General features: G+C 65.8%; 22 protein-coding genes. 9 read left to right on the top strand and 13 right to left on the bottom strand.

Features of this window, described 5'->3' with window-relative positions; all coding sequences use genetic code 11:
• The first annotated feature begins 995 nt into the window (after positions 1 to 995).
• Together ltrA and BLT78_RS00580 are read left to right on the top strand one after the other, a co-directional pair.
• Positions 996 to 2,735 (top strand): group II intron reverse transcriptase/maturase, encoded by a 1,740-nt coding sequence (gene ltrA, locus BLT78_RS00585; RefSeq protein ID WP_090347123.1) that lies wholly within the window; start codon positions 996 to 998, stop codon positions 2,733 to 2,735.
• 147 nt (positions 2,736 to 2,882) lie between these two features.
• Complete coding sequence (locus BLT78_RS00580) at positions 2,883 to 3,308, top strand: YhcB family protein (protein WP_090347122.1); 426 nt, start codon at positions 2,883 to 2,885, stop codon at positions 3,306 to 3,308.
• 122 nt (positions 3,309 to 3,430) lie between these two features.
• On the opposite strand, the gene cysN is transcribed toward BLT78_RS00580, so the two are convergent.
• From cysN to BLT78_RS00565, 3 genes are all read right to left on the bottom strand, one after another.
• The gene (gene cysN / locus BLT78_RS00575; protein WP_090347121.1) at positions 3,431 to 5,332 is read right to left on the bottom strand and encodes a sulfate adenylyltransferase subunit CysN; all 1,902 of its coding nucleotides are present in this window, start codon (positions 5,330 to 5,332) and stop codon (positions 3,431 to 3,433) included.
• Positions 5,333 to 5,344: 12 nt separating this feature from the next.
• The gene (gene cysD / locus BLT78_RS00570; RefSeq protein ID WP_090347120.1) at positions 5,345 to 6,262 is read right to left on the bottom strand and encodes a sulfate adenylyltransferase subunit CysD; all 918 of its coding nucleotides are present in this window, start codon (positions 6,260 to 6,262) and stop codon (positions 5,345 to 5,347) included.
• A gap of 128 nt (positions 6,263 to 6,390) precedes the next feature.
• Complete coding sequence (locus BLT78_RS00565) at positions 6,391 to 7,149, bottom strand: Nif3-like dinuclear metal center hexameric protein (protein ID WP_090347119.1); 759 nt, start codon at positions 7,147 to 7,149, stop codon at positions 6,391 to 6,393.
• Between the two features lie 107 nt (positions 7,150 to 7,256).
• Between BLT78_RS00565 and algW the strand changes: the two genes are divergently transcribed.
• Complete coding sequence (algW, locus tag BLT78_RS00560) at positions 7,257 to 8,396, top strand: Do family serine endopeptidase AlgW (protein ID WP_090347118.1); 1,140 nt, start codon at positions 7,257 to 7,259, stop codon at positions 8,394 to 8,396.
• A gap of 59 nt (positions 8,397 to 8,455) precedes the next feature.
• Here the strand turns inward: algW and hisC are convergent, their stop codons facing one another.
• The 10 genes from hisC to BLT78_RS00510 all read right to left on the bottom strand — a co-directional run bounded on the left by hisC (position 8,456) and on the right by BLT78_RS00510 (position 16,362).
• The gene (hisC, locus tag BLT78_RS00555; protein WP_090347117.1) at positions 8,456 to 9,514 is read right to left on the bottom strand and encodes a histidinol-phosphate transaminase; all 1,059 of its coding nucleotides are present in this window, start codon (positions 9,512 to 9,514) and stop codon (positions 8,456 to 8,458) included.
• 110 nt (positions 9,515 to 9,624) lie between these two features.
• Positions 9,625 to 10,932, bottom strand: a complete 1,308-nt coding sequence (hisD, locus tag BLT78_RS00550; RefSeq protein ID WP_090347116.1) for a histidinol dehydrogenase — start codon at positions 10,930 to 10,932, stop codon at positions 9,625 to 9,627.
• A gap of 107 nt (positions 10,933 to 11,039) precedes the next feature.
• Positions 11,040 to 11,675 carry an ATP phosphoribosyltransferase gene (hisG, locus tag BLT78_RS00545; RefSeq protein WP_090347115.1) on the bottom strand — a complete coding sequence of 212 codons (636 nt, stop codon included), beginning with the start codon at positions 11,673 to 11,675 and terminating at the stop codon, positions 11,040 to 11,042.
• A 9-nt stretch (positions 11,676 to 11,684) separates the two neighbouring features.
• Positions 11,685 to 12,950 (bottom strand): UDP-N-acetylglucosamine 1-carboxyvinyltransferase, encoded by a 1,266-nt coding sequence (gene murA / locus BLT78_RS00540; protein ID WP_090347114.1) that lies wholly within the window; start codon positions 12,948 to 12,950, stop codon positions 11,685 to 11,687.
• 23 nt (positions 12,951 to 12,973) lie between these two features.
• Positions 12,974 to 13,213 carry a BolA family protein gene (locus BLT78_RS00535; protein ID WP_090347113.1) on the bottom strand — a complete coding sequence of 80 codons (240 nt, stop codon included), beginning with the start codon at positions 13,211 to 13,213 and terminating at the stop codon, positions 12,974 to 12,976.
• Between the two features lie 107 nt (positions 13,214 to 13,320).
• Entirely contained in the window at positions 13,321 to 13,629 is a 309-nt protein-coding gene (locus tag BLT78_RS00530; protein WP_090347112.1) for an STAS domain-containing protein, read from the bottom strand.
• The gene (locus BLT78_RS00525; RefSeq protein ID WP_090347111.1) at positions 13,626 to 14,270 is read right to left on the bottom strand and encodes an MlaC/ttg2D family ABC transporter substrate-binding protein; all 645 of its coding nucleotides are present in this window, start codon (positions 14,268 to 14,270) and stop codon (positions 13,626 to 13,628) included. The genes BLT78_RS00530 and BLT78_RS00525 overlap by 4 nt, the downstream gene beginning before the upstream one ends.
• Before the next feature lie 12 nt (positions 14,271 to 14,282).
• Positions 14,283 to 14,756, bottom strand: coding sequence for an outer membrane lipid asymmetry maintenance protein MlaD (mlaD, locus tag BLT78_RS00520; protein ID WP_090347110.1), 474 nt, complete (start codon positions 14,754 to 14,756; stop codon positions 14,283 to 14,285).
• Positions 14,756 to 15,553, bottom strand: a complete 798-nt coding sequence (gene mlaE, locus BLT78_RS00515) for a lipid asymmetry maintenance ABC transporter permease subunit MlaE (protein ID WP_090347109.1) — start codon at positions 15,551 to 15,553, stop codon at positions 14,756 to 14,758. Before mlaE ends, mlaD begins: the two co-directional genes overlap by 1 nt.
• Complete coding sequence (locus BLT78_RS00510; protein ID WP_090347108.1) at positions 15,553 to 16,362, bottom strand: ATP-binding cassette domain-containing protein; 810 nt, start codon at positions 16,360 to 16,362, stop codon at positions 15,553 to 15,555. The genes mlaE and BLT78_RS00510 overlap by 1 nt, the downstream gene beginning before the upstream one ends.
• A gap of 205 nt (positions 16,363 to 16,567) precedes the next feature.
• Here BLT78_RS00510 and BLT78_RS00505 point away from each other — a divergent pair, with 205 nt between their 5' ends.
• From BLT78_RS00505 to BLT78_RS00480, 6 genes are all read left to right on the top strand, one after another.
• Complete coding sequence (locus tag BLT78_RS00505) at positions 16,568 to 17,542, top strand: KpsF/GutQ family sugar-phosphate isomerase (protein ID WP_090347107.1); 975 nt, start codon at positions 16,568 to 16,570, stop codon at positions 17,540 to 17,542.
• Entirely contained in the window at positions 17,542 to 18,066 is a 525-nt protein-coding gene (locus BLT78_RS00500; protein WP_090347106.1) for a KdsC family phosphatase, read from the top strand. The genes BLT78_RS00505 and BLT78_RS00500 overlap by 1 nt, the downstream gene beginning before the upstream one ends.
• A gap of 10 nt (positions 18,067 to 18,076) precedes the next feature.
• Entirely contained in the window at positions 18,077 to 18,646 is a 570-nt protein-coding gene (gene lptC / locus BLT78_RS00495) for an LPS export ABC transporter periplasmic protein LptC (RefSeq protein WP_090347105.1), read from the top strand.
• Positions 18,633 to 19,178 (top strand): lipopolysaccharide transport periplasmic protein LptA, encoded by a 546-nt coding sequence (gene lptA / locus BLT78_RS00490; RefSeq protein WP_090347104.1) that lies wholly within the window; start codon positions 18,633 to 18,635, stop codon positions 19,176 to 19,178. Before lptC ends, lptA begins: the two co-directional genes overlap by 14 nt.
• Complete coding sequence (gene lptB / locus BLT78_RS00485; RefSeq protein ID WP_090347103.1) at positions 19,175 to 19,900, top strand: LPS export ABC transporter ATP-binding protein; 726 nt, start codon at positions 19,175 to 19,177, stop codon at positions 19,898 to 19,900. The genes lptA and lptB overlap by 4 nt, the downstream gene beginning before the upstream one ends.
• Before the next feature lie 210 nt (positions 19,901 to 20,110).
• Positions 20,111 to 21,601, top strand: a complete 1,491-nt coding sequence (locus tag BLT78_RS00480) for an RNA polymerase factor sigma-54 (protein WP_090347102.1) — start codon at positions 20,111 to 20,113, stop codon at positions 21,599 to 21,601.
• Positions 21,602 to 21,632: the final 31 nt, after the last annotated feature.

Here is a 21,632-nt window from a genome sequence, read left to right as displayed (position 1 = left end):
AAGTCAAAAACAGCAAGCAAGCACCTGGCTTTGCCACGGTACCAAGAAAGCCTGCCACATGAGTCTCGTACTCTCATGGCAGACAAAAAGCACTCAGGCTGATCATTTTATGATCGATTTTGGGGGCCACATGGTCCGCAAAGCGCATTCTGGGCAACCCAGAGTGTTACGGAATATATCAAACCCAAGGGGTGCAACTTCACCCTACGGGGCGAACAAACGCACCTCAACGGCCTGGACATGTTCCGGCAATCCATCGCCACCGTCGCGAGACGTTGGAGGTGCTGCTTCAAGGCGCGGAGCGATAGCTCCGAATCGCATTGCTCAGCCTCGCTGATTCAGGAGGTACCGAGCCTAATGTGTACCCATTAGTTCACTAGATCGGCATGCGTCGGGGGCCAACCCTGGGGTATGAAGCCCGATCGACAATGTCTCGTCTCGTCAGAGAAGCCCGATCCGGTAACGGAGACGGCTGGGTGTCCGAATTGCACGGATGCCCGGAGGCTAGTGACCCAACCCGCACGGCTAACGCATGTGAATCGTCGCCAGAACCCTCGTTATTACGGTCGGGCCTACGGCAATTATTGGCCCCAGCCAAAATGGCAATGCAGATCGGACATCACCGTGGTTTGAGGTGATGCGGTACCCACACGACTGCCGGGGGAGAGACGGAGCCTAAACGGGGAATCGATGCGACTCGGGGAACGTGGCAATCCCGACCACTCGCCTGACCAGCACAACGGCCAGGCAGGCAAACCGCAAGGGGCGCTGAGGAGTGTGGGGAATGGGAGGATGCAAGAAGCGAAGGGCCACCTGTAATGGTCGGCATACCGGTTGAAACATCACCGGCAGGGGCAACCCTGGCTGACGTGCATCTGGTTTATGAGCGCGAAAACCACCGCTGATTCCAGCGACCAAAAACGACCCTATGGGCGGACGACTGCCCATAGGGGGAGAAGTCCGTCCTGAAGGTCTGTTCTGTTCAGGAGGACTGTATGAAAACGCAAGCAGCAACACCGCTCTCGTCTGCGTCCTTCGATGGCGTGACGGATTGGCACAGTCTCGACTGGGCCACCATCCAGCGCGCCGTTCGGAAAACGCAGCTGCAAATCGCGCAGGCAACACGGGAAGGCCACTGGCGCAGGGTTAAACGCCTGCAACGGATGCTGACCCACTCGTTCTACGGTCGCTGTCTGGCCGTGCGGCGAGTAACGGAGAACCGGGGTCGCAAGACGCCGGGAGTCGACGGTGAAACCTGGGGAACGCCAAGTGCGAAGCTCCGGGCCGTGATGCAACTGTCGAAGAAACGCGGCTATCGGCCTCAACCGCTACGGCGGGTGTGGATCCCGAAGCCCGGCAAGCAGGAAAAGCGCCCGCTGGGCATCCCGACGATGCTGGATCGGGCCATGCAAGCGCTCTACCTGCTGGCCTTGGAGCCCGTCGTGGAAAGTACCAGCGATCCCAGGAGCTATGGCTTCCGTCCGGATCGCTCGACGACCGACGCGATGGTCGAGCTCTTCTACCTGCTGGCGCGGGAAACGGCGCCAGTCTGGGTTCTGGAGGGCGACATCAAGGGCTTCTTCGACAACATCAACCATGAATGGCTGTGCCGGAATATCCCCATGGACAAGACGGTGCTGCGCAAGTGGTTGAAGGTCGGAGTCATCGACAGAAAGCAGTTCACAGCCACGGAGGCCGGGACGCCACAGGGCGGGATCATCTCGCCGTGTCTGGCCAACGCCACCCTGAACGGCCTGGAAACGCAGCTGAGACGCCATCTGGCGGATAAGCTGGGCAAAGCCGGAGCCAAGAAAGCCAAGTTGAAGTGTGTGCGCTACGCGGACGACTTCGTGATTCTGGCGGCTTCGAAAGAGCTGCTGGAGGAGGAGGTCAAACCGTGGGTGGAGCAATTTCTGTCGGTACGAGGGGTTGCGCTGTCCCGCGAGAAAACGCGGCTCACGCACATCACCGAAGGCTTCGACTTTCTGGGGTGGAATTTCAGGAAGTACGTGCCGAAGTCTCCCTACAGGAAAGCCAAGCTGCTGATCAAGCCGTCGAAGAAGAATGCCTCGGCGTTCTATCGGAAGGTGCGCGAGGTCATCAAACACAGCGGGGAACTGACGCAGGAAGCGTTGATCGGCCAACTGAACCCGGTACTGAAGGGGTGGGCGCAATACCACTCCCCGGTCGTGGCAAAGCAGACCTTCAGCAAGCTGGATCATCTGATCTTCTGGCGAGTCTGGAGGTGGGCGAAGCGCAGGCACTCGAAGAAGTCGGCTGACTGGATCAGGAACAAGTACTTCCGATCCATAGGCGGGCGAAACTGGGTGTTCGCGCACTCCTACAAGAATGGCAAGGGCGAGCGACAGTTCCGACAGCTGTATAGGCTGGCGGACACCGCAATCGTGCGCCACAAGCGTCTGCCGGGCGAGTACCAACCCTACGACGCGGAGCACGAGCTGAAATGGGAGGCGCTGAGAGTCCAACGAATGCAGCACAAGCTGCGTTACCGCGGAGAAATCCTCAGCCTCTTCCGTCGGCAGCAGGGCCACTGCGCCCTGTGCGGGCATGCGATCAGCAAGGAAACCGGTTGGCACGACCATCACGTCATCCGACGTGCGGACGGCGGGCCGGATACCTTGCAAAACCGTGCACTGCTGCACCCCAACTGCCATGCGCTGGTTCACAGCCAGCAACAACAGGTGACACTGCGACACAGCGGTCTGAAGTGTTAAGATCGTTGCCAGCCGTTGCCGGCCAACCCTTTGGTTGGCTTTCATAAACTTGAGCCGTATGCGGGGAAACTCGCACGTACGGTTCTTAGGGGGGGACGGGCCAGTAATGGCCTGTCCCTACCCGACCCGTGTATAGAGGAAGGATTCGTGGAACAGTCAATCGCCTCCTGGCTGCTGCCAGCCCTGGCCCTGATCGTCGGCGTGGCCATCGGTTTCCTGCTGGCGCGCCTGCTGCCCGGCACTGCCCCCGGCCGAGTCCAGCACCAGCTGGACGAGCTGCAGGAACGCTTCGAAAGCTACCAGAGCGAAGTGGTCAGCCACTTCAACACCAGCGCCAGCCTGATGCAGAAGCTGAGCCAGAACTACCAGGAGATCCAGGAGCACCTCTCCGAGGGCGCCAGCCGCCTGGCCCTCGACGAGCTGTCGCGTCAGCGTCTGCTCGCCGCCCTCAGCGAATCCGGCCAACCGGCCCGCGAGCGCATCACCAGCCAGGTCGGCACCGAGCCTCCGAAGGACTACGCGCCCGGTCACTCCGGCGTGCTCAGCGACGAGCAGGTGCTGAAGAACGCCTGATCGCAGCATCAGGATGATCAGGCAAAAAGAAGCCCCGCCCTTGCGGGGCTTCTTTTTGCCTGCCCGAAAACGCCAGAGCCCCGGCAGCGCTGCCGGGGCTCTGGCGTTTCAGCACGAACGGATCAGATCGCGCCGCGCGAACGCAGCAGGGCGAGAACCTGCTTCACGCCCTCTTCCACCGAGGTGGACTGGGTGTCGATCACCAGGTCGGCATCCAGCGGCACGTCGTAGGGGAAGGACTCGCCGGGGATGTGGTCGCCACCTGCAGCGTAGAGCCCCTGCGGATCACGCTCGCGGCAGGCCTGCGGCGAAGCCTGCACGTACACGGTGATCAGCCGCTCGGCACCGATGATCGCCCTGGCCTGCTCGCGGCCCTCGGCGTCCGGGGCGACGAAGGCCGCCAGGGTCAGCAGACCGGCCTCGTTGAACTGCCTGGCCACCTGGGCGGCGCGCCGCCAGTTCTCGGCACGTCCGGCGCGATCCAGCGGCAGGCCCTTGTTGAGGTCGTGGCGCAGGTTCTGACCGTCCAGCACGTACACCGCGCGACCGCTGTCGAACAGCTTGCGCTCGACGGCGTAGGCCAGGGTGCTCTTGCCGGCGCCGGAGAGACCGGAGAACAGCACGGTGGCCGGCAGCTGACCGAAGCGCGCGGCGCGCTCCTCGGCGCTGACGTGGGCCAGTTGGCCGTGGTGGCCGATGGTGTTCTGCCCGGCCAGCGGGTCGGCGATGATCATGCCGGCGCCGACGGTGCCGTTGGTCAGGCGATCGATGACGATGAACGCGCCGGTGGTGCGGTTGTGCGCGTAGCCGTCGAGGGCGATGGGCGCATCCAGGCTGACGCGCACCTTGCCGATCTCGTTGAGCTTCAGCTCGCTGGCGGCCAGCTGCTCGAGGCTGTTGACGTCGACACGGTGCTCGATGGCGACGATGTTGCCCGGCACGTAGCTGGTGGCGCGCTTGATGTCGTACTTCTTGCCCGGCAGCATCGGCTCCTCGGCCATCCACACCAGCATGGCGTCGAAGCTGTCGGTGACCTGCGGGCGGTTGTCGGCGTGCACCAGCATGTCGCCGCGCGACACGTCGATCTCGTCTTCGAGGGTCAGGGTCACCGCCTGGCCGGGAATCGCCTGCTCCAGCTCGCCGTCGAAGGTGACGATGGAGCGCACCTTGCTGGTCTTGCCCGACGGCAGCACGGCGATCTCGTCGCCCTTGTGCACGATGCCGCTGGCCAGGGTGCCGGCGAAGCCGCGGAAGTTGAGGTTCGGGCGGTTGACGTACTGCACCGGGAAGCGCATGTCGGTCAGGTTGCGGTCGGCGGCGATCTCGACGGTCTCGAGGATCTCCATCAGCGTCGGCCCCTGGTACCAGGGCGCGCGCTCGCTCTTGTTGACCACGTTCTCGCCCTTCAGCGCCGACATCGGCACGAAGTGCAGCGAGCTGGGCTTGAGGTTGATGCGCTCGGCGAACTGCAGGTAGTCGGCCTTGATCGCCTCGAACACGCCCTGATCGAAGTCCATCAGGTCCATCTTGTTGACGGCGACCACGATGTGCTTGATGCCCAGCAGCGAGGCGATGAAGCTGTGCCGGCGGGTCTGGGTCTGCACGCCGTAGCGGGCGTCGATCAGGATGATCGCCAGGTCGCAGGTCGAGGCGCCGGTGGCCATGTTGCGGGTGTACTGCTCATGGCCGGGGGTGTCGGCGATGATGAACTTGCGCTTGGCGGTGGAGAAGTAGCGGTAGGCCACATCGATGGTGATGCCCTGCTCGCGCTCGGCCTGCAAGCCGTCGACCAGCAGCGCCAGGTCGACCTCGTCGCCGGTGGTGCCGACCTTCTTGGAGTCGCGGGTGATCGCCTCCAGGTGATCCTCGTAGATCATCTTGGAGTCGTGCAACAGGCGGCCGATCAGGGTGCTCTTGCCGTCGTCGACGTTGCCGCAGGTCAGGAAGCGCAGCAGTTCCTTGCGCTCGTGCTGGGCCAGGTAGGCGAGGATGTCCTCGCTGATCAGATCAGATTGATGCGACATGATGCGAAAACCTTAGAAGTAGCCCTGACGTTTCTTTTCTTCCATCGAACCGGCCTGATCGTGGTCGATCACCCGGCCCTGGCGCTCGGAAGTCCTGGTCAGCAGCATCTCCTGGATGATCTCCGGCAGGGTGGTCGCGGTGGACTCCACGGCGCCGGTCAGCGGATAGCAGCCGAGGGTGCGGAAACGCACCATCTTCTTGGTGATGCTGGCCTTCTGTTCCGGAGTCAGGTGCTCGAGAATGCGCTCGTCATCGATCATGATCAGCGCGCCATTGAGTTCGACCACCTCGCGCTCGGCGGCGAAGTACAGCGGCACGATCGGGATCTGCTCGAGGTAGATGTACTGCCAGATGTCCAGCTCGGTCCAGTTGGACAGCGGGAACACGCGGATCGACTCGCCCTTCTTGACCTTGCCGTTGTAGACGTTCCACAGCTCGGGGCGCTGGTTCTTCGGATCCCAGCGGTGCTTGCTGTCGCGGAACGAGTAGACGCGCTCCTTGGCCCGCGACTTCTCCTCGTCGCGGCGCGCACCGCCGAAGGCGGCGTCGAAGCCGTACTTGTCCAGCGCCTGCTTGAGCCCCTCGGTCTTCATCACGTCGGTGTGCTTGGCACTGCCGTAGGTGAAGGGGTTCATGTCCTGGGCGACGCCGTCCGGGTTGATGTGGGTGATCAGCTCCAGGCCCATCTCCTCGACCATCTTGCTGCGGAACTCGTACATCTCCTGGAACTTCCAGCGCGTGTCGACGTGCAATACCGGGAACGGCAGCTTGCCGGGGAAGAAGGCCTTGCGCGCCAGATGCAGCATCACGGCGGAATCCTTGCCGATCGAGTACAGCATCACCGGGTTGTCGAACTCGGCGGCCACCTCGCGGATGATGTGGATGCTTTCCGCCTCCAGCTGTTTCAGATGCGTCAGTTTGTCGACCATGGCTACTCACAAAGGACAAGAGCGGCCTACGGGCCGCGGACGTTGGCGCACGATACCATGCCCACCCGCTTCTAATAAGCAGCGAGCATAGACCCAATCATTCTATAAATATGCCCAACCGCAGACGGTCAAACCGGGTTGTCGCAGTCGACGAAGCGGTGCTCGATGCCGAAGCGGCTGGCGATCCACTCGCCCAGCGCCTGCACCCCGTAGCGCTCGGTGGCATGGTGGCCGGCGGCGAGGAAGCTGATGCCGTTCTCCCGCGCACTGTGCACGGTGGACTCGGAAACCTCGCCGGTCAGGTAGGCATCCAGACCGGCGGCGATCGCCTGCTCGATGTAGCCCTGCGCCGCGCCGGTGCACCAGCCGACGCGCTGGATCGACCGACCGGCGTCGACCAGCAGCGGCTCGCGGCCCAGCGCCGCGGCGACGCGGGCGGCGAACTCGGCGGGCGCCAGCGGTTCGGCCAGGTGGCCCTGCAGGCCCACCGAGCGCAGATTGCCCGGCTCCAGCGCCCCCTCCACCGTCAGACCGAGCAGGCGCGCCAGCTGCACGTTGTTGCCCAGCTCGGGATGCAGATCCAGCGGCAGGTGGTAGGCGACCAGGCTGATGTCGTGGTTCAGTAGGGTCTTCAGCCGGCGCTGCTTCATACCGGTGATGCAGGGATTCTCGCTCTTCCAGAAATAGCCGTGGTGGACCAGCACCAGGTCGGCCTCGAACTCGACCGCCGCGTCCAGCAGCGCCTGGCTGGCGGTCACCCCGCTGACGATGCGGCGCACCTCGGGCCGGCCCTCGACCTGCAGGCCGTTGGGGCAGTAGTCGGCGATGCGCGCGGCATCCAGGTGGCGGTCGAGTTCGGCGACCAGGGTGTGCAGGGCAATGGCCATCGGTGATGCTCCGTAACAGTTGGCCACTGCGTCGCGCGCGGCGGCCTCGTATAATGCCGGCCACCTTAAAGGCCGCTCCCGGCCCCCGCAACCCCAAGGAATTCCCGATGCACAAGGCGCTGCGCTTTCTCGGCTGGCCGACCGTCGCCGGCCTGCTGCTGGCCCTGCTGCTGATCCAGCTGTTCCCGCAATGGGTCGACCGCCGGCAGCCCGACCTCGAACTGCGCCAGGCGCCGGCCCTGGGGATCCCCAGCCGCGGACCGGTCTCCTACGGCGATGCCGTCGAGCTGGCCGCTCCGGCGGTGGCCAACCTGTACACCACCAAACTGGTGGACAAGCCCAGCCACCCGCTGTTCGACGACCCGCAGTTCCGCCGCTTCTTCGGCGACAACCTGCCGCGCCAGCGGCGCATGGAGTCCAGCCTCGGCTCGGCGGTGATCATGAGCCCGCAGGGCTACCTGCTGACCAACAACCATGTGGTGGCCGGCGCCGACCAGATCGTGGTGGCCCTCAAGGACGGCCGCGAGACCCTGGCGCGACTGGTCGGCAGCGATCCGGAAACCGATCTCGCCGTGCTGAAGATCGACCTGCCCGAGCTGCCGGCCATCACCCTCGGCCGTTCCGACGCAATCCGCATCGGCGACGTCGCCCTGGCCATCGGCAACCCGTTCGGTGTCGGCCAGACGGTGACCATGGGCATCATCAGCGCCACCGGGCGCAACCAGCTCGGCCTCAACACCTACGAGGACTTCATCCAGACCGACGCGGCGATCAACCCCGGCAACTCCGGCGGCGCGCTGGTCGACGCCCACGGCAACCTGATCGGCATCAACACGGCGATCTTCTCCCGCTCCGGCGGTTCGCAGGGCATCGGTTTCGCCATCCCGACCCGACTGGCCCAGGAGGTGATGGAGGCGATCATCGCCCATGGCCAGGTGATCCGCGGCTGGCTGGGCCTCGAGGTGCAACCGCTGACCGCCGAACTGGCCGAGTCGATCGGCCTGCAGGGCCAGGCCGGCATCATCGTCGCCGGCATCTACCGCGACAGCCCGGCCCTGCGCGCCGGCCTGCAGCCGGGCGACGTGATCCTCGCCATCGACGGCGAACCGGCCAGCGACGGCCGCAGGGCGATGAATCAGGTGGCGCGCAAGCGTCCCGGCGAGGCGGTACACATCAGCGTGGTGCGCGGCGGCGAGCGCCTGGAGCTGAAGGCGGAGGTCGGTCTGCGCCCGCCGGTAGCCAGCTGAGCCCGCCCCCTCAATGCAGAACGGCGCACGCGGGCGCCGTTCTGCATGGCCGGACAGCGTCACTGCACCAGCGGGGTCAACGCCTCCTGCAGCGCCATGTTCTGCTCGGCGGTGCCGATGGTGATGCGCAGGAACTGGTTGATACGCGCCTGCTTGAAGTGGCGGACGATCACCCCCTGCTCGCGTAGGGCGGCGGCCAGGGTGGCGGCGTCGTGCTGCGGGTGGCGGGCGAACACGAAGTTGGCCGCCGAGGGCAGCACCTCGAAACCGAGATCCTGCAGGTCGGTGACCAGCTGCTCGCGACTGGCGATCACCGCCTGGCAGGTCTGCTCGAAGTAGTCCTGGTCCTCGAAGGCCGCCACCGCACCGGCCAGCGCCAGACGGTCCAGCGGATAGGAGTTGAAGCTGTTCTTGATGCGCTCCAGCGCCTCGATCAGCTCGGCGCTGCCGACCGCCAGACCGACGCGCAGGCCGGCCAGCGAGCGCGACTTGGACAGGGTCTGGGTGACCAGCAGGTTGGGATACTGGTCGACCAGGCTGATGGCGCTCTCGCCGCCGAAATCGACGTAGGCCTCGTCGATCACCACCACCGACTCGGTGTTGGCCTCGAGCAGGCGGCGGATCTCGCGCAACGGCAGCAGGCAGCCGGTCGGCGCATTCGGATTGGGGAAGATGATGCCGCCATTGGCGCGCGCATAGTCGTCGACAGCGATGCTGAAGCGCCCGTCCAGCGGCACCGCCTCGAACGGGATGTCGTAGAGACCGCAGTACACCGGATAGAAGCTGTAGGTGACGTCGGGGAACAGCAGCGGCTTGCCGTGCTGGAACAGGCCATGGAACACGTGCGCCAGCACCTCGTCGGAGCCGTTGCCGACGAATACCTGGTTGGGCTGCACGCCGTAGTAGTCGGCGATGGTCTGCTTGAGGCGCTCGCCGTTGGGGTCGGGGTACAGGCGCAGGCTGTCGTCCAGCTCGGCGCGGATCGCCTCGAGCACCCTGGGCGACGGACCGTAGGGGTTCTCGTTGGTGTTCAGCTTGACCAGGCGGGCCAGCTTGGGTTGCTCGCCCGGCACGTAGGGCACCAGGTTCTTGACGAAGGGGCTCCAGAATTTGCTCACGCCCTTCTCTCCTCGAATTAAATCTGCTTGGCGTAGGGTGGAAAACCGCGCAGCGTTTCCACCCTGTGACGTCAGGTGGAAAAGGCCTGCGGCCATTTCCACCATGCGGCTTACTTGATGCGGTACTCGGCGCTGCGCGCGTGAGCGGTCAGCGACTCGCCGCGGGCCAGCAGCGACGCAGTCTTGCCCAGCTCGGAAGCGCCCTCGGCCGAACAGAAGATGATCGACGAACGCTTCTGGAAGTCGTAGACCCCCAGCGGCGAGGAGAAGCGCGCGGTGCCCGAGGTCGGCAGCACGTGGTTGGGACCGGCGCAGTAGTCGCCCAGCGCCTCGGCGGTGTAGCGGCCCATGAAGATCGCGCCGGCGTGGCGGATCTTCGGCAGCCAAGCCTGCGGATCGGCTACCGACAGTTCGAGGTGCTCGGGGGCGATGCGGTTGGCGACCACCATGGCCTGCTCCATGTCGGCGACCTGGATCAGCGCGCCGCGGGCTTCCAGCGAGGTACGGATGATCTCGGCGCGCTCCATGGTCGGCAGCAGCTTGTTGATGCTGGCTTCGACGCGGGCGAGGAACTCGGCGTCCGGGCTGACCAGGATCGACTGGGCGTCCTCGTCATGCTCGGCCTGGGAGAACAGGTCCATGGCGATCCAGTCCGGATCGGTCTGGCCGTCGCAGACCACGAGGATCTCCGAGGGACCGGCGATCATGTCGATGCCGACCTGGCCGAACACGTGACGCTTGGCGGTGGCCACGTAGATGTTGCCCGGGCCGACGATCTTGTCGACCTGCGGCACACTCTCGGTGCCGTAGGCCAGCGCAGCCACCGCCTGGGCGCCGCCGATGGTGAACACGCGGTCGACGCCGGCCACGCAGGCGGCGGCCAGCACCAGCTCGTTGACCTCGCCGCGCGGGGTCGGCACCACCATCACCACCTCGGCGACGCCGGCGACCTTGGCCGGAATGGCGTTCATCAGCACCGAGGACGGGTAGGCGGCTTTGCCGCCCGGCACGTAGAGGCCGGCACGGTCCAGCGGGGTGACCTGCTGGCCGAGCACGGTGCCGTCGGCCTCGGTGTAGGTCCAGGAATCCTGCTTCTGCCGCTCGTGGTACAGGCGCACGCGCTCAGCCGCCTTCTCGAGAGCAGCACGCTGCTCGGCGCTGATGCGGGTGAGCGCCAGCTCCAAGCGCTCGCGCGGCAGGATCAGCTCGGCCATCGAGGTGGCCTCGACGCCATCGAAACGCTGGGTGAACTCGACCAGCGCGGCATCGCCGCGCTCGCGTACGCCCTGGATGATGTCCAGCACGCGCTGGTTGACCGCCTCGTCGGACACGCTCTCCCAGCTCAGCAGATGATCCAGATGACGGGCGAACTGCGGATCGGCGGCGTCGAGTCGGCGGATGGCGAGCGGTGCGGTCATAACGGGCCTCATGATTGGCAGTATTCGGGCGCCGCTAGACTAGCAAGCCTTCCGCGCGGGCACCCGAATATTTCGCTATGACACGGATAGGCGTGGGCAGGGTCGGATCAGCCGCGGTGTCGCGACTCGACGGCACCGCGCAGGGTGTCGATCAGCGCCTGGATGCGCGCATGCTGCATCTTCATCGACGCCTTGTTGACGATCAACCGCGAGCTGACCTGGCAAATCAGCTCCTGCGGTTCCAGACCGTTGGCGCGCAGGGTGTTGCCGGTGTCGACCACGTCGATGATCTTGTCGGCCAGACCGACCAGCGGCGCCAGCTCCATGGAACCGTACAGCTTGATGATGTCGACCTGGCGCCCCTGCTCGGCGTAGTAGCGCTTGGCCACGTTGACGAACTTGGTGGCCACGCGCAGGCGCCCCTTGGGCTCCGGCGCGCCGACCTTGCCGGCGGTCATCAGCTTGCACTTGGCGATCTGCAGGTCGAGCGGTTCGTACAGCCCCTGGCCACCGTACTCGAGCAGCACGTCCTTGCCGGCCACGCCGAGATCGGCGGCACCCTGCTCGACGTAGGTCGGCACATCGGTGGCGCGCACGATCAGCAGGCGCACGTCCTCCTGGGTGGTCGGGATGATCAGCTTGCGGCTCTTGTCCGGATTCTCGGTCGGCACGATGCCGGCCTCGGCGAGCAACGGCAGGGTGTCGTCGAGAATGCGGCCCTTGGACAGCGCGATGGTCAGCATGACTTGCCCCTAGCCCGGCACGCGGCGGATCTTGGCGCCCAGGAGCTGCAGCTTCTCCTCGATGCACTCGTAGCCACGGTCGATGTGGTAGATGCGGTCGATCAGGGTATCGCCGTCGGCGACCAGCGCGGCGATGACCAGGCTGGCCGAGGCGCGCAGGTCGGTGGCCATCACCGGGGCGGCCTTCAGGCGCGGTACGCCGGTGACGATGGCGGTGTTGCCCTCGATCTGGATGTGCGCGCCCATGCGCTGCATCTCCAGCACGTGCATGAAGCGGTTCTCGAAGATGGTCTCGATCACCGTGCCGGTGCCTTCAGCCACCGCATTCATGGCGATGAACTGCGCCTGCATGTCGGTGGGGAACGCCGGATAGGGCGCGGTGCGGATGTTGACCGCCTTGGGCCGCTTGCCCTTCATATCCAGCTCGATCCAGTCCTCGCCGGTGGTGATCTCGGCGCCGGCCTCCTGCAGCTTGAGCAGCACGGCCTCGAGAATGGTCGGATCGGTGTCCTTGAGCTTGACCCGGCCGCGGGTCGCCGCGGCGGCCACCAGGTAGGTGCCGGTCTCGATGCGGTCGGGCATCACGGCGTAGCTGGTGCCGTTCAGGCGCTTGACGCCATCGACGGTGATGGTAGAGGTACCGGCACCCTGGATCTGCGCCCCCATGGCGATCAGCATGTTGGCCAGGTCGACCACTTCCGGCTCGCGCGCGGCGTTCTCGATCACGCTGCGACCGTTGGCCAGGGTGGCGGCCATCAGGATGTTCTCGGTGCCGGTCACGCTGACGGTGTCGAAGCAGTAGCGCGCACCGCGCAGGCCACCCTCGGGAGCCCGCGCCTTGATGTAGCCGCCTTCGACATCGATGATCGCGCCCATGGCTTCGAGGCCGCGGATGTGCAGGTCGACCGGACGGGTGCCGATGGCGCAGCCACCCGGCAGGGCCACCTCGGCCTGGCCGAAGCGAGCGACCATCGGACCGAGCACCAGGATCGAGGCGCGCATGGTCTTGACCAGTTCGTAGGGCGCCACCAGGGTCTTGATGCTGGTGGAGTCGACCTCGACGTCGAGCTTCTCGTTGATCACCGGCTGTACGCCCATGCGGCCGAACAGCTCGATCATGGTGGTGATGTCGTGCAGGTGCGGCAGGTTGCGCACGGTGACCGGCTCGTCGGCCAGCAGGGTGGCGGCGAGGATCGGCAGCGCCGAGTTCTTCGCGCCGGAAATGCGGATTTCCCCGTCGAGCGGGGCACCACCGGTAATGATCAGTTTGTCCATTGGGAATCTCGGGCGACGGGCGCTCAGGCGCGCTCGGCCCAGGCAGCCTGGGTGAAGAATTTCATGGTCACGGCGTGGATGCTGCCGTTGGCGATCCAGTCGTTGAGATGGGCGTAGATCTGCTGCTGGCGCTTGACCGGGCTGAGGGCGGCCAGCTCGTCGCTGATCAGGTTCAGCTGGAAATCGCAGCCCTGGCCTTCGACTTCCACGCGGGTGCCGGGCAGATTCGCTTCGAGATGGCGTTTGACGTCTTCAGCCTGCATAACTACTCAACCTCACATAGGGGAACCGGCGCACAGGCCGGGCATCATACAAAAAAGCCCCGCGCCTGCGAACCCTGCCCGCAGTGCCGACGGCCACGGGCAGCACCTCAGTCAGCCAGCGGCAGCAACTCGAGCAGGCCGTAGACCTCGGCGACCTGGCGCATGTCGTCCGGCAGGTTGCGGATCTGCAGCTGCTTGCCGGTGGCCCGGGCGTCGCGCAGCCAGCACAGCAGCAACGACAGACCGACGCTGCTGCTCTGGGTGATGGCGGCGCAGTCGACCCAGACATCGCGCCCGGCGCTGGCGGCGAGCAGGCGCCTGCCGGCGTCGCGCAACTCGGCGCCGACGTGCATGTCGATCACCCCGTGCAGGGCCAATCCGCCGGACTGCACCTCGCGCAGCGTGCCACGCGTCACTGCTGGCCAGCCTTGACGTCGGTGGACTCCTGAGCGCGCGCCACGGCGTCACCCCAGGTGGCGATCACCTTGTCGAGGTCGTTGCCGTTGCTACGCATCGACTCGGCGAACTGGTCGCGGAACAGCTTGCCGATGTTGATGCCGTTGATGATCACGTTGCGCACCTTCCAGACGCCACCCTTCTGCTCCATGGTGTAGCTCACCGGATAGATGGCGCCGCTGCGGCCGACCACCTCCATGTTCACCGAGGCGCGTCCAGGCTCGCTGGACGGCACCGCCGGCAGCATACGGATCTCCTGGTTGTCGTACTCGAGCAGGGCATTGCCGTAGAACTTCACCAGGCTACGCTTGAAGCTTTCCTGGAACGCCTGCATCTGCGCCGGCGAGGCCTGGCGGCTGTAGCGCACGGTCATCACACCACGGGCAAAGCCGTCGAAGTCGACCACCGGATCGAGGATGCCATTGAGGGCCTGATAGTAGGCCTCGGGGTCCTGCTTGAACTGCTCGCGCTTGCTGTTCAACTCCCCCAGCACCTGGTCGGTGGTGGCCTGGACCACCTGTTGCGGCGTGGCCGCGGCATGACCGACGAACGGCAGGCAGGTCAGCAGCACCAGCAGGCTGCGACGCAATGTCTTGAGCATGACGAATGTCCTTTATTGCTTGGCGGGTTCTTTGTTGACGGAGTTGAGCAGGAACTTGCCGATCAGGTCTTCCAGCACCAGCGCCGACTGGGTATCGCGGATCACCCCACCGTCTGCCAGCATCTGCTCCTCGCCACCGACACTGATGCCAATGTACTTCTCGCCGAGCAGGCCGGCGGTGAGGATCGACGCGGTGGAGTCCACCGGTAGATTATCGACACGCCTGTCGAGTTCCATGGTCACCCGCCCCATGTAGCTGTCGCGATCCAGGTCGACCGCGACCACCTTGCCGATGGTCACCCCGGCCATGGTTACCTTGGCGCGCGGGCTAACCCCGGCGGTGTTGTCGAAGTAGGCGTAGATGCGGTAGGTGTCCTGGGCCGAGCCGATGGTCAGGCCGCTGACGCGCAGCGCCAGCAGCAGCAGGGCCAGCAGGCCGGCCAGGAGGAACAGGCCGACGCCGATTTCCAGAGAGCGCGATTGCATCAGAAGTCTCCAAACATCAGAGCGGTGAGAATGAAGTCGAGGCCGAGCACGGCCAGCGAGGCGTAGACGACGGTGCGGGTGGTGGCGCGGCTGATGCCCTCGGAGGTGGGCTCGCAGTCGTAGCCCTGGAACACCGCGATCCAGGTCACCACCACGGCGAACACCACGCTCTTGATGATGCCGTTGAGCACGTCGCCATGGAACTCGACGCTGCGCTGCATGTTGCCCCAGTAGGAGCCCTCGTAGACGCCCAGCCAGTCCACGGCGACCATCGCGCCGCCCCAGATGCCGACCACGGTGAAGATCGCCGAGAGCAGCGGCATGGAGATGAAGCCGGCCCACAGCCGCGGGGCGATGATGTACTTGAGCGGGTCGACGCCGATCATCTCCAGACTGGACAACTGCTCGGTGGACTTCATGTTGCCGATCTCCGCGGTCAGCGCCGAACCGGCGCGCCCGGCGAACAGCAGCGCGGTGACCACCGGCCCCAGCTCGCGCAGCAGGGTCAGCGCGACCATCTGGCCGACCGCCTCCTCGGAGGCGAAGTCGACCAGGATGTTGTAGCCCTGCAGGGCCAGCACCATGCCGATGAAGACGCCGGAGACGACGATGATCGCCAGCGACAGCACGCCGACCGCGTACAGCTGCTTGATCAGCAGCTGCAGAAAACTGCCGGCCCCATTGCGACCGAACAGGGCATGCACGAGAAACAGCGTCGAGCGTCCGAGCGCCTCGACCACGTCGAGCCCGGCGCGGCCGAGCAGGCGCACGCGCTCGAGGGGGGAAGTCCTGCGCATCAGGCGTCTCCCAGCAGGTCGCGGCGATAGTCGGCCGCGGGGAAGTGGAACGGCACCGGACCGTCGGCGATCCCCTGCATGAACTGGCGGATCCGTGGATTGTCGGACTCCATCAGCTCGGCCGGCGTGCCCTGACCGAGCACCTGGGTGTCGCCGACCACGTACAGGTAATCGGCGATGCTGGCGGTCTCCGCCAGATCGTGGGAAACCACGATGCTGGTCAGGCCGAGGGCATCGTTGAGCAGGCGGATCAGGCGCACCAGCACGCCCATGGCGATCGGGTCCTGGCCGACGAAGGGTTCGTCGTACATGAGGATCTGCGGATCGAGGGCGATCGCCCGCGCCAGCGCCACGCGGCGTTTCATGCCGCCGGACAGCTCATCGGGCATCAGCTCGATGGCGCCACGCAGGCCGACCGCCTGCAGCTTCATCAGCACGATGTCGCGGATCATCTCCTCCGGCAGGCTGGTGTGCACCCGCAGCGGGAAGGCGACGTTCTCGAACACGTCGAGGTCGGTGAACAGCGCGCCGCTCTGGAACAGCACGCCCATCTGCTTGCGCATGTCGAACAGCTCGCTGCGCGACAGCTCGGGCAGGTTCTGCCCGTTGACGATCACCTTGCCACTGGAGGGACGCAACTGGGCGCCGATCAGGCGCAGCAGGGTAGTCTTGCCGCAGCCGGAGGGACCCATGATGCCGGTCACCTTGCCACGCGGGATCGCCAGATCGACGTTATCGAAGATGGTGCGCGTGCCGCGCTTGAAAGTGACCCCTTTCAGCTCGACGGCATACGCGTTGTCGCTAGTCATCGGAACTCCTTGCAGGCCGGCCGTCCGTGCGGGTGCCGAGCGCAAGGCAGTCGCACTCCTGCAGCCGATGGCCGAATAGCCGCGCACTATAGCACCGCCGGCCGACCACTCCCAAGCATCGCGCCGACCATTCGAGCGCAGATGATGAGCCGTCGGCACTTTGTCGGTATACTCTGCTGCTTACTTCGTCCAGCCTGTCCAGTCCATGCCCCAGACTCCGTCCTTCCTCCAGTCCGCCCAGCGCACCATCCGCCTCGAGCTGGATGCGGTGAACGACCTGCTGACGCGCATCAACGGCGACTTCGTTCGCGCCTGCGAGCTGCTGCTGGCCTGCCAGGGCCGCGTGGTGGTGGTCGGCATGGGCAAGTCCGGCCACATCGGCCGCAAGATCGCCGCCACCCTGGCGAGCACCGGCACCACGGCGTTCTTCGTCCATCCGGCCGAGGCCAGCCACGGCGACATGGGCATGATCACCCGCGACGACGTGGTGCTGGCGCTGTCCAATTCCGGTTCGACCGCCGAGATCGTCACCCTGCTGCCGCTGATCAAGCGCCTGGGCATCACCCTGATCAGCATGACCGGCAACCCCGATTCGCCGCTGGCCAAGGCGGCCGCCGTCAACCTGGACGCCAGCGTGGCCCAGGAAGCCTGCCCGCTCAACCTGGCGCCGACCTCCTCGACCACCGTCTCGCTGGTGCTCGGCGACGCCCTGGCCATCGCCCTGCTCGAGGCACGCGGCTTCACCGCCGAGGACTTCGCCTTCTCCCACCCGGGGGGCGCACTGGGCAGACGCCTGCTGCTCAAGGTGGAGAACATCATGCACAGCGGCGACGGCCTGCCGCAGGTCCAGCGCGGCACGCCGCTGCGCGAGGCGCTGCTGGAGATGACCCGCAAGAGCCTGGGCATGACCGTGGTGCGCGACGCCGACGGCCGCCTGGCCGGCATCTTCACCGACGGCGACCTGCGCCGCGCCCTCGACCGTGGCGTCGACGTGCGCAGTGCGACCATCGACGAGCTGATGACCGCCGGCGGCAAGACCGCCCGCCCGGACATGCTCGCCGCCGAAGCGCTGAAGATCATGGAAGACAACCGCATCAGCGCGCTCGCGGTGGTCGACGCCGAGCACCGTGCCATCGGCGCGCTGAACATGCACGACCTGCTGCGCGCCGGAGTAATGTGATGAACGGTGACCTGCTGCAACGCGCCGGCGCGATCCGTCTGGCAATCTTCGACGTCGACGGCGTGCTGACCGACGGCAAACTGTACTTCCTGCCCGAGGGCGGCGAGTTCAAGACCTTCAACACCCTCGACGGCCACGGCATCAAGATGCTGATCGCCTCGGGCGTGCGCACCGCCATCATCAGCGGGCGCAGCGCCGCGGTGGTCGAGCGCCGGGCGAAGAACCTCGGCATCCACCATCTGATCCAGGGCCGCGAGGACAAACTGGTCGTGCTCGATGAACTGCTCACCGAACTGGGACTCTCATACGAGCAGGTCGCCTATCTGGGCGACGACCTGCCCGACCTGCCGGTGATCCGCCGGGTCGGCCTCGGCATGGCGGTCGCCAGCGCCGACGCCTTCGTGCGCCAGCACGCCGCCGGCGTGACCCAGGCGCGCGGCGGCGAAGGCGCCGCGCGCGAGTTCTGCGAGCTGATCATGCGCGCCCAGGGCACGCTGGAGGCGGCCCAGGCGGCCTACCTGTAACGGAACCCCGATGAACCGCACACTGCGCACCTTCTTCCCGTTCGCCCTTGCCGCCGCCCTGCTGGCGGCCATCGGCTACTGGAACATCCGCCCGGAAAGCTTCATGGAGCCGTCGGCCGCCACCGGTGGCGACAGCGCCATCGACTTCTTCGTGGAAAACGCCCGCAGCGTGCAGTTCCAGGCCGACGGCAAGCTGCACTACCGGATGACCGCGACGCGCCTCGAGCACCTGCGCAGCAGCGATACCACCCTGCTGAGCCAGCCCGACCTGCTGCTCTACCGCGGCAGCGACTATCCGTGGCACGTGCAGAGCGAGCGCGGCGAGGTGTCCCCCGGCGGCACCCAGGTCGAGCTGATCGATGCGGTGCGCGTCGAGCGCACCGACGCCAAGGGCCGCCCGACCATACTCACCACCAGCCGCCTCAGCGTGTTTCCCGAACGGGAATACGCCGAGACGGCCCAGCCCGTTCGCATCGAAGCCGCCAACGGCGTGACCAGCGCCACCGGCATGCAGGCCTATCTCAACGAAAGCCGGATGCTCCTGAAATCCAACGTGCGAGGACAGCATGAGGTTCGCTAACCCCCTTCCCCTCCTCTTCGGCCTGGGCATCCTGCTGGCCGGCGCCTCCGCCTGGGCCCTGCCCTCCGACCGCGAGCAACCGATCCGCGTGCAGGCCGACAGCGCCGAACTCGACGACGCCAAGGGCGTCGCCGTCTACCGCGGCGGCGTGGTGATCACCCAGGGCACCCTGAAGATCACCGGCGACACCGTGACCATCACCCAGGACAAGAATGGCGACATCGAGGTATTCACCTCGGTCGGCAAGCCGGCCTACTACGAACAGCAGCCGGCGACCGACAAGCCGGTGGTCAAGGCCTACGGCCTGACCATCCAGTACTTCGCGGTCAACGAGCGCATCGTGCTGATCGACCAGGCCAAGGTGGTGCAGGAAGGCAACACCTTCGAAGGCGAGAAGATCGTCTACGACACCCAGCGGCAGATCGTCAACGCCGGCCGCGCCACCGGCAGCAGCGTGACCACCCCGCGCCCGCGCATCGACATGGTGATCCAGCCGCGCAAGAAGGCCGAGCCGGAGCAGAACGCGCAATGAGTACGCTGATCGCCCAGCACCTGGCCAAGAGCTACAAGGGCCGCGCCGTGGTGCGCGACGTCAGTCTGTCGATCGACAGCGGCCAGATCGTCGGCCTGCTCGGCCCCAATGGCGCCGGCAAGACCACCTGCTTCTACATGATCGTCGGCCTGGTCCACGCCGATCAGGGCCGCGTGCTGATCGACGACCAGGACGTCACCCATCTGCCGATGCATGGCCGCGCACGCGCCGGCATCGGCTACCTGCCGCAGGAAGCCTCGATCTTCCGCAAGCTGACGGTGGCCGACAACATCATGGCGATCCTCGAGACGCGCAAGGACCTCGATCGCGCCGGGCGCCGCGAAGCCCTGGAAGGCCTGCTGCAGGAGTTCCACATCAGCCACATCCGCGACAATCTCGGCATGAGCCTGTCCGGCGGCGAACGGCGGCGCGTGGAGATCGCCCGCGCCCTGGCCAGCGACCCGAAGTTCATCCTGCTCGACGAGCCCTTCGCCGGCGTCGACCCGATCTCGGTGGGCGACATCAAGCAGATCATCCACCACCTGAAGAGTCGCGGCATCGGCGTGCTGATCACCGATCACAACGTGCGCGAAACCCTGGACATCTGCGAGACGGCCTACATCGTCAACGCCGGCCAGTTGATCGCCGAGGGCGACGCCGAGAGCATCCTCGCCAACCAGCTGGTGAAGGACGTCTACCTGGGTCAAGAGTTCCGCCTGTAAGTCCCTCCCACCGCTTCACGCATGAGCCGCACGCCCGCCGTACCGCGCGGGCGTCGCATATCCCTACCTGACTGCGGCTTTTCGCCTGCCTGTCAAGCCTAGGCAAACTGGCAAATATCGGGCATATAATTTGCTATCAGCGGCGCCCCGGCGCCCAGCAGTGGACAGCGCGCAGGCGCTGGCAGACCCCAAGGTGCCAACTCCCAAGCCATGAAACACTCGCTAGTCCTCAAGATGGGCCAGCAGCTGACGATGACCCCGCAGCTGCAACAAGCCATTCGTCTGCTCCAGCTGTCGACCCTCGACCTGCAGCAGGAAATCCAGGAAGCCCTCGACTCCAATCCGATGCTCGAGCGCCAGGAAGACGGCGATGATTTCGACAGCGGCGACCCGCTGGCCGAAGGCGACGCCACTCACGGTGCGGCGAGCCTGGAGGGCGGCAGCGTCAGCGTCGAACGCGACCCCGACAGCCTCGACGAAGGCCAGTGGGAAGAACGCATCCCCAGCGAGCTGCCGGTGGACACCGCCTGGGAGGACATCTACCAGACCAGTGCCAGCAGCCTGCCGAGCAGCGAGGACGACGAGTGGGACTTCACCGCGCGCACCTCCTCCGGTGAAAGCCTGCAGAGCCACCTGCTCTGGCAGCTCAACCTGACCCCGATGAGCGACAACGACCGGCTGATCGCCATGTCGATCATCGACGCCATCAACAACGACGGCTACCTCGAGGAAAGCCTCGAGGACATCCTCACCTCCCTCGATCCCGAGCTGGGCATCGAACTGGACGAGGTGGAGATGGTGCTGCACCGCGTGCAGCAGTTCGAGCCGCTGGGCATCGGCGCGCGCGACCTCAGCGAGTGCCTGCTGCTGCAGCTCAACCAGCTGCCGGCCACCACCCCCTGGCTCGACGAAGCGCGCCGCGTGGTGCGCGAATACCTCGACCTGCTCGGCAGTCGCGACTACAGCCAGCTGATGCGCCGCCTGCGGGTCAAGGAAGACGAACTGCGCCAGATAGCCGAGCTGATCCAGCGCCTCAATCCGCGTCCCGGCGCGCAGATCGAGGCCAGCGAAGCCGAGTACGTGGTGCCCGACGTGATCGTGCGCAAGGACAACGAGCGCTGGCTGGTCGAGCTCAATCCCGACGCCATGCCGCGCCTGCGCGTCAACCCGCACTACGCCGGCCTGGTGCGCCGCGCCGACTCCAGCGCCGACAACACCTACATGCGCAACCAGCTGCAGGAAGCGCGCTGGTTCATCAAGAGCCTGCTCAGCCGCAACGAGACGCTGATGAAGGTCGCCACCCAGATCGTCGAGCTGCAGCGCGGCTTCCTCGAATACGGCGAGGAGGCGATGAAACCGCTGGTACTGCACGACATCGCCGAGGCGGTGGGCATGCACGAGTCGACCATCTCGCGGGTCACCACGCAGAAGTACATGCATACCCCGCGCGGCATCTACGAACTCAAGTATTTCTTCTCCAGCCATGTCAGCACCGCCGAGGGTGGCGAATGCTCGTCGACGGCGATCCGCGCCATCATCAAGAAGCTGGTGGCCGCGGAAAATCCGAAAAAGCCGTTGAGTGACAGCAAGATCGCTGGTTTACTGGAAGAGCAGGGGATTCAGGTGGCCCGCCGGACAATTGCCAAGTACCGGGAATCCCTGGGCATTGCGCCATCGAGCGAGCGCAAGCGACTGGTGTAACGACTGATCGCGAACACAGTTATTCGATGAC

Origin of the sequence: Pseudomonas oryzae (genome assembly GCF_900104805.1) — a bacterium.
Classification (GTDB): Bacteria; Pseudomonadota; Gammaproteobacteria; order Pseudomonadales; family Pseudomonadaceae; genus Geopseudomonas; species Geopseudomonas oryzae.
This window is presented reverse-complemented; position numbering and strand designations above follow the sequence as displayed.

What these genes read in the sequence shown, in the direction of transcription:
- ltrA (WP_090347123.1), top strand. Translation starts at nt 996, where the DNA reads ATGAAAACGCAAGCAGCAACACCGCTCTCGTCTGCGTCCTTCGATGGC.
- cysN (WP_090347121.1), bottom strand. Translation starts at nt 5,332, where the DNA reads ATGTCGCATCAATCTGATCTGATCAGCGAGGACATCCTCGCCTACCTG.
- cysD (WP_090347120.1), bottom strand. Translation starts at nt 6,262, where the DNA reads ATGGTCGACAAACTGACGCATCTGAAACAGCTGGAGGCGGAAAGCATC.
- BLT78_RS00565 (WP_090347119.1), bottom strand. Translation starts at nt 7,149, where the DNA reads ATGGCCATTGCCCTGCACACCCTGGTCGCCGAACTCGACCGCCACCTG.
- algW (WP_090347118.1), top strand. Translation starts at nt 7,257, where the DNA reads ATGCACAAGGCGCTGCGCTTTCTCGGCTGGCCGACCGTCGCCGGCCTG.
- hisD (WP_090347116.1), bottom strand. Translation starts at nt 10,932, where the DNA reads ATGACCGCACCGCTCGCCATCCGCCGACTCGACGCCGCCGATCCGCAG.
- hisG (WP_090347115.1), bottom strand. Translation starts at nt 11,675, where the DNA reads ATGCTGACCATCGCGCTGTCCAAGGGCCGCATTCTCGACGACACCCTG.
- murA (WP_090347114.1), bottom strand. Translation starts at nt 12,950, where the DNA reads ATGGACAAACTGATCATTACCGGTGGTGCCCCGCTCGACGGGGAAATC.
- BLT78_RS00535 (WP_090347113.1), bottom strand. Translation starts at nt 13,213, where the DNA reads ATGCAGGCTGAAGACGTCAAACGCCATCTCGAAGCGAATCTGCCCGGC.
- BLT78_RS00525 (WP_090347111.1), bottom strand. Translation starts at nt 14,270, where the DNA reads ATGCTCAAGACATTGCGTCGCAGCCTGCTGGTGCTGCTGACCTGCCTG.
- mlaD (WP_090347110.1), bottom strand. Translation starts at nt 14,756, where the DNA reads ATGCAATCGCGCTCTCTGGAAATCGGCGTCGGCCTGTTCCTCCTGGCC.
- mlaE (WP_090347109.1), bottom strand. Translation starts at nt 15,553, where the DNA reads ATGCGCAGGACTTCCCCCCTCGAGCGCGTGCGCCTGCTCGGCCGCGCC.
- BLT78_RS00510 (WP_090347108.1), bottom strand. Translation starts at nt 16,362, where the DNA reads ATGACTAGCGACAACGCGTATGCCGTCGAGCTGAAAGGGGTCACTTTC.
- BLT78_RS00505 (WP_090347107.1), top strand. Translation starts at nt 16,568, where the DNA reads ATGCCCCAGACTCCGTCCTTCCTCCAGTCCGCCCAGCGCACCATCCGC.
- BLT78_RS00500 (WP_090347106.1), top strand. Translation starts at nt 17,542, where the DNA reads ATGAACGGTGACCTGCTGCAACGCGCCGGCGCGATCCGTCTGGCAATC.
- lptC (WP_090347105.1), top strand. Translation starts at nt 18,077, where the DNA reads ATGAACCGCACACTGCGCACCTTCTTCCCGTTCGCCCTTGCCGCCGCC.
- lptA (WP_090347104.1), top strand. Translation starts at nt 18,633, where the DNA reads ATGAGGTTCGCTAACCCCCTTCCCCTCCTCTTCGGCCTGGGCATCCTG.
- lptB (WP_090347103.1), top strand. Translation starts at nt 19,175, where the DNA reads ATGAGTACGCTGATCGCCCAGCACCTGGCCAAGAGCTACAAGGGCCGC.
- BLT78_RS00480 (WP_090347102.1), top strand. Translation starts at nt 20,111, where the DNA reads ATGAAACACTCGCTAGTCCTCAAGATGGGCCAGCAGCTGACGATGACC.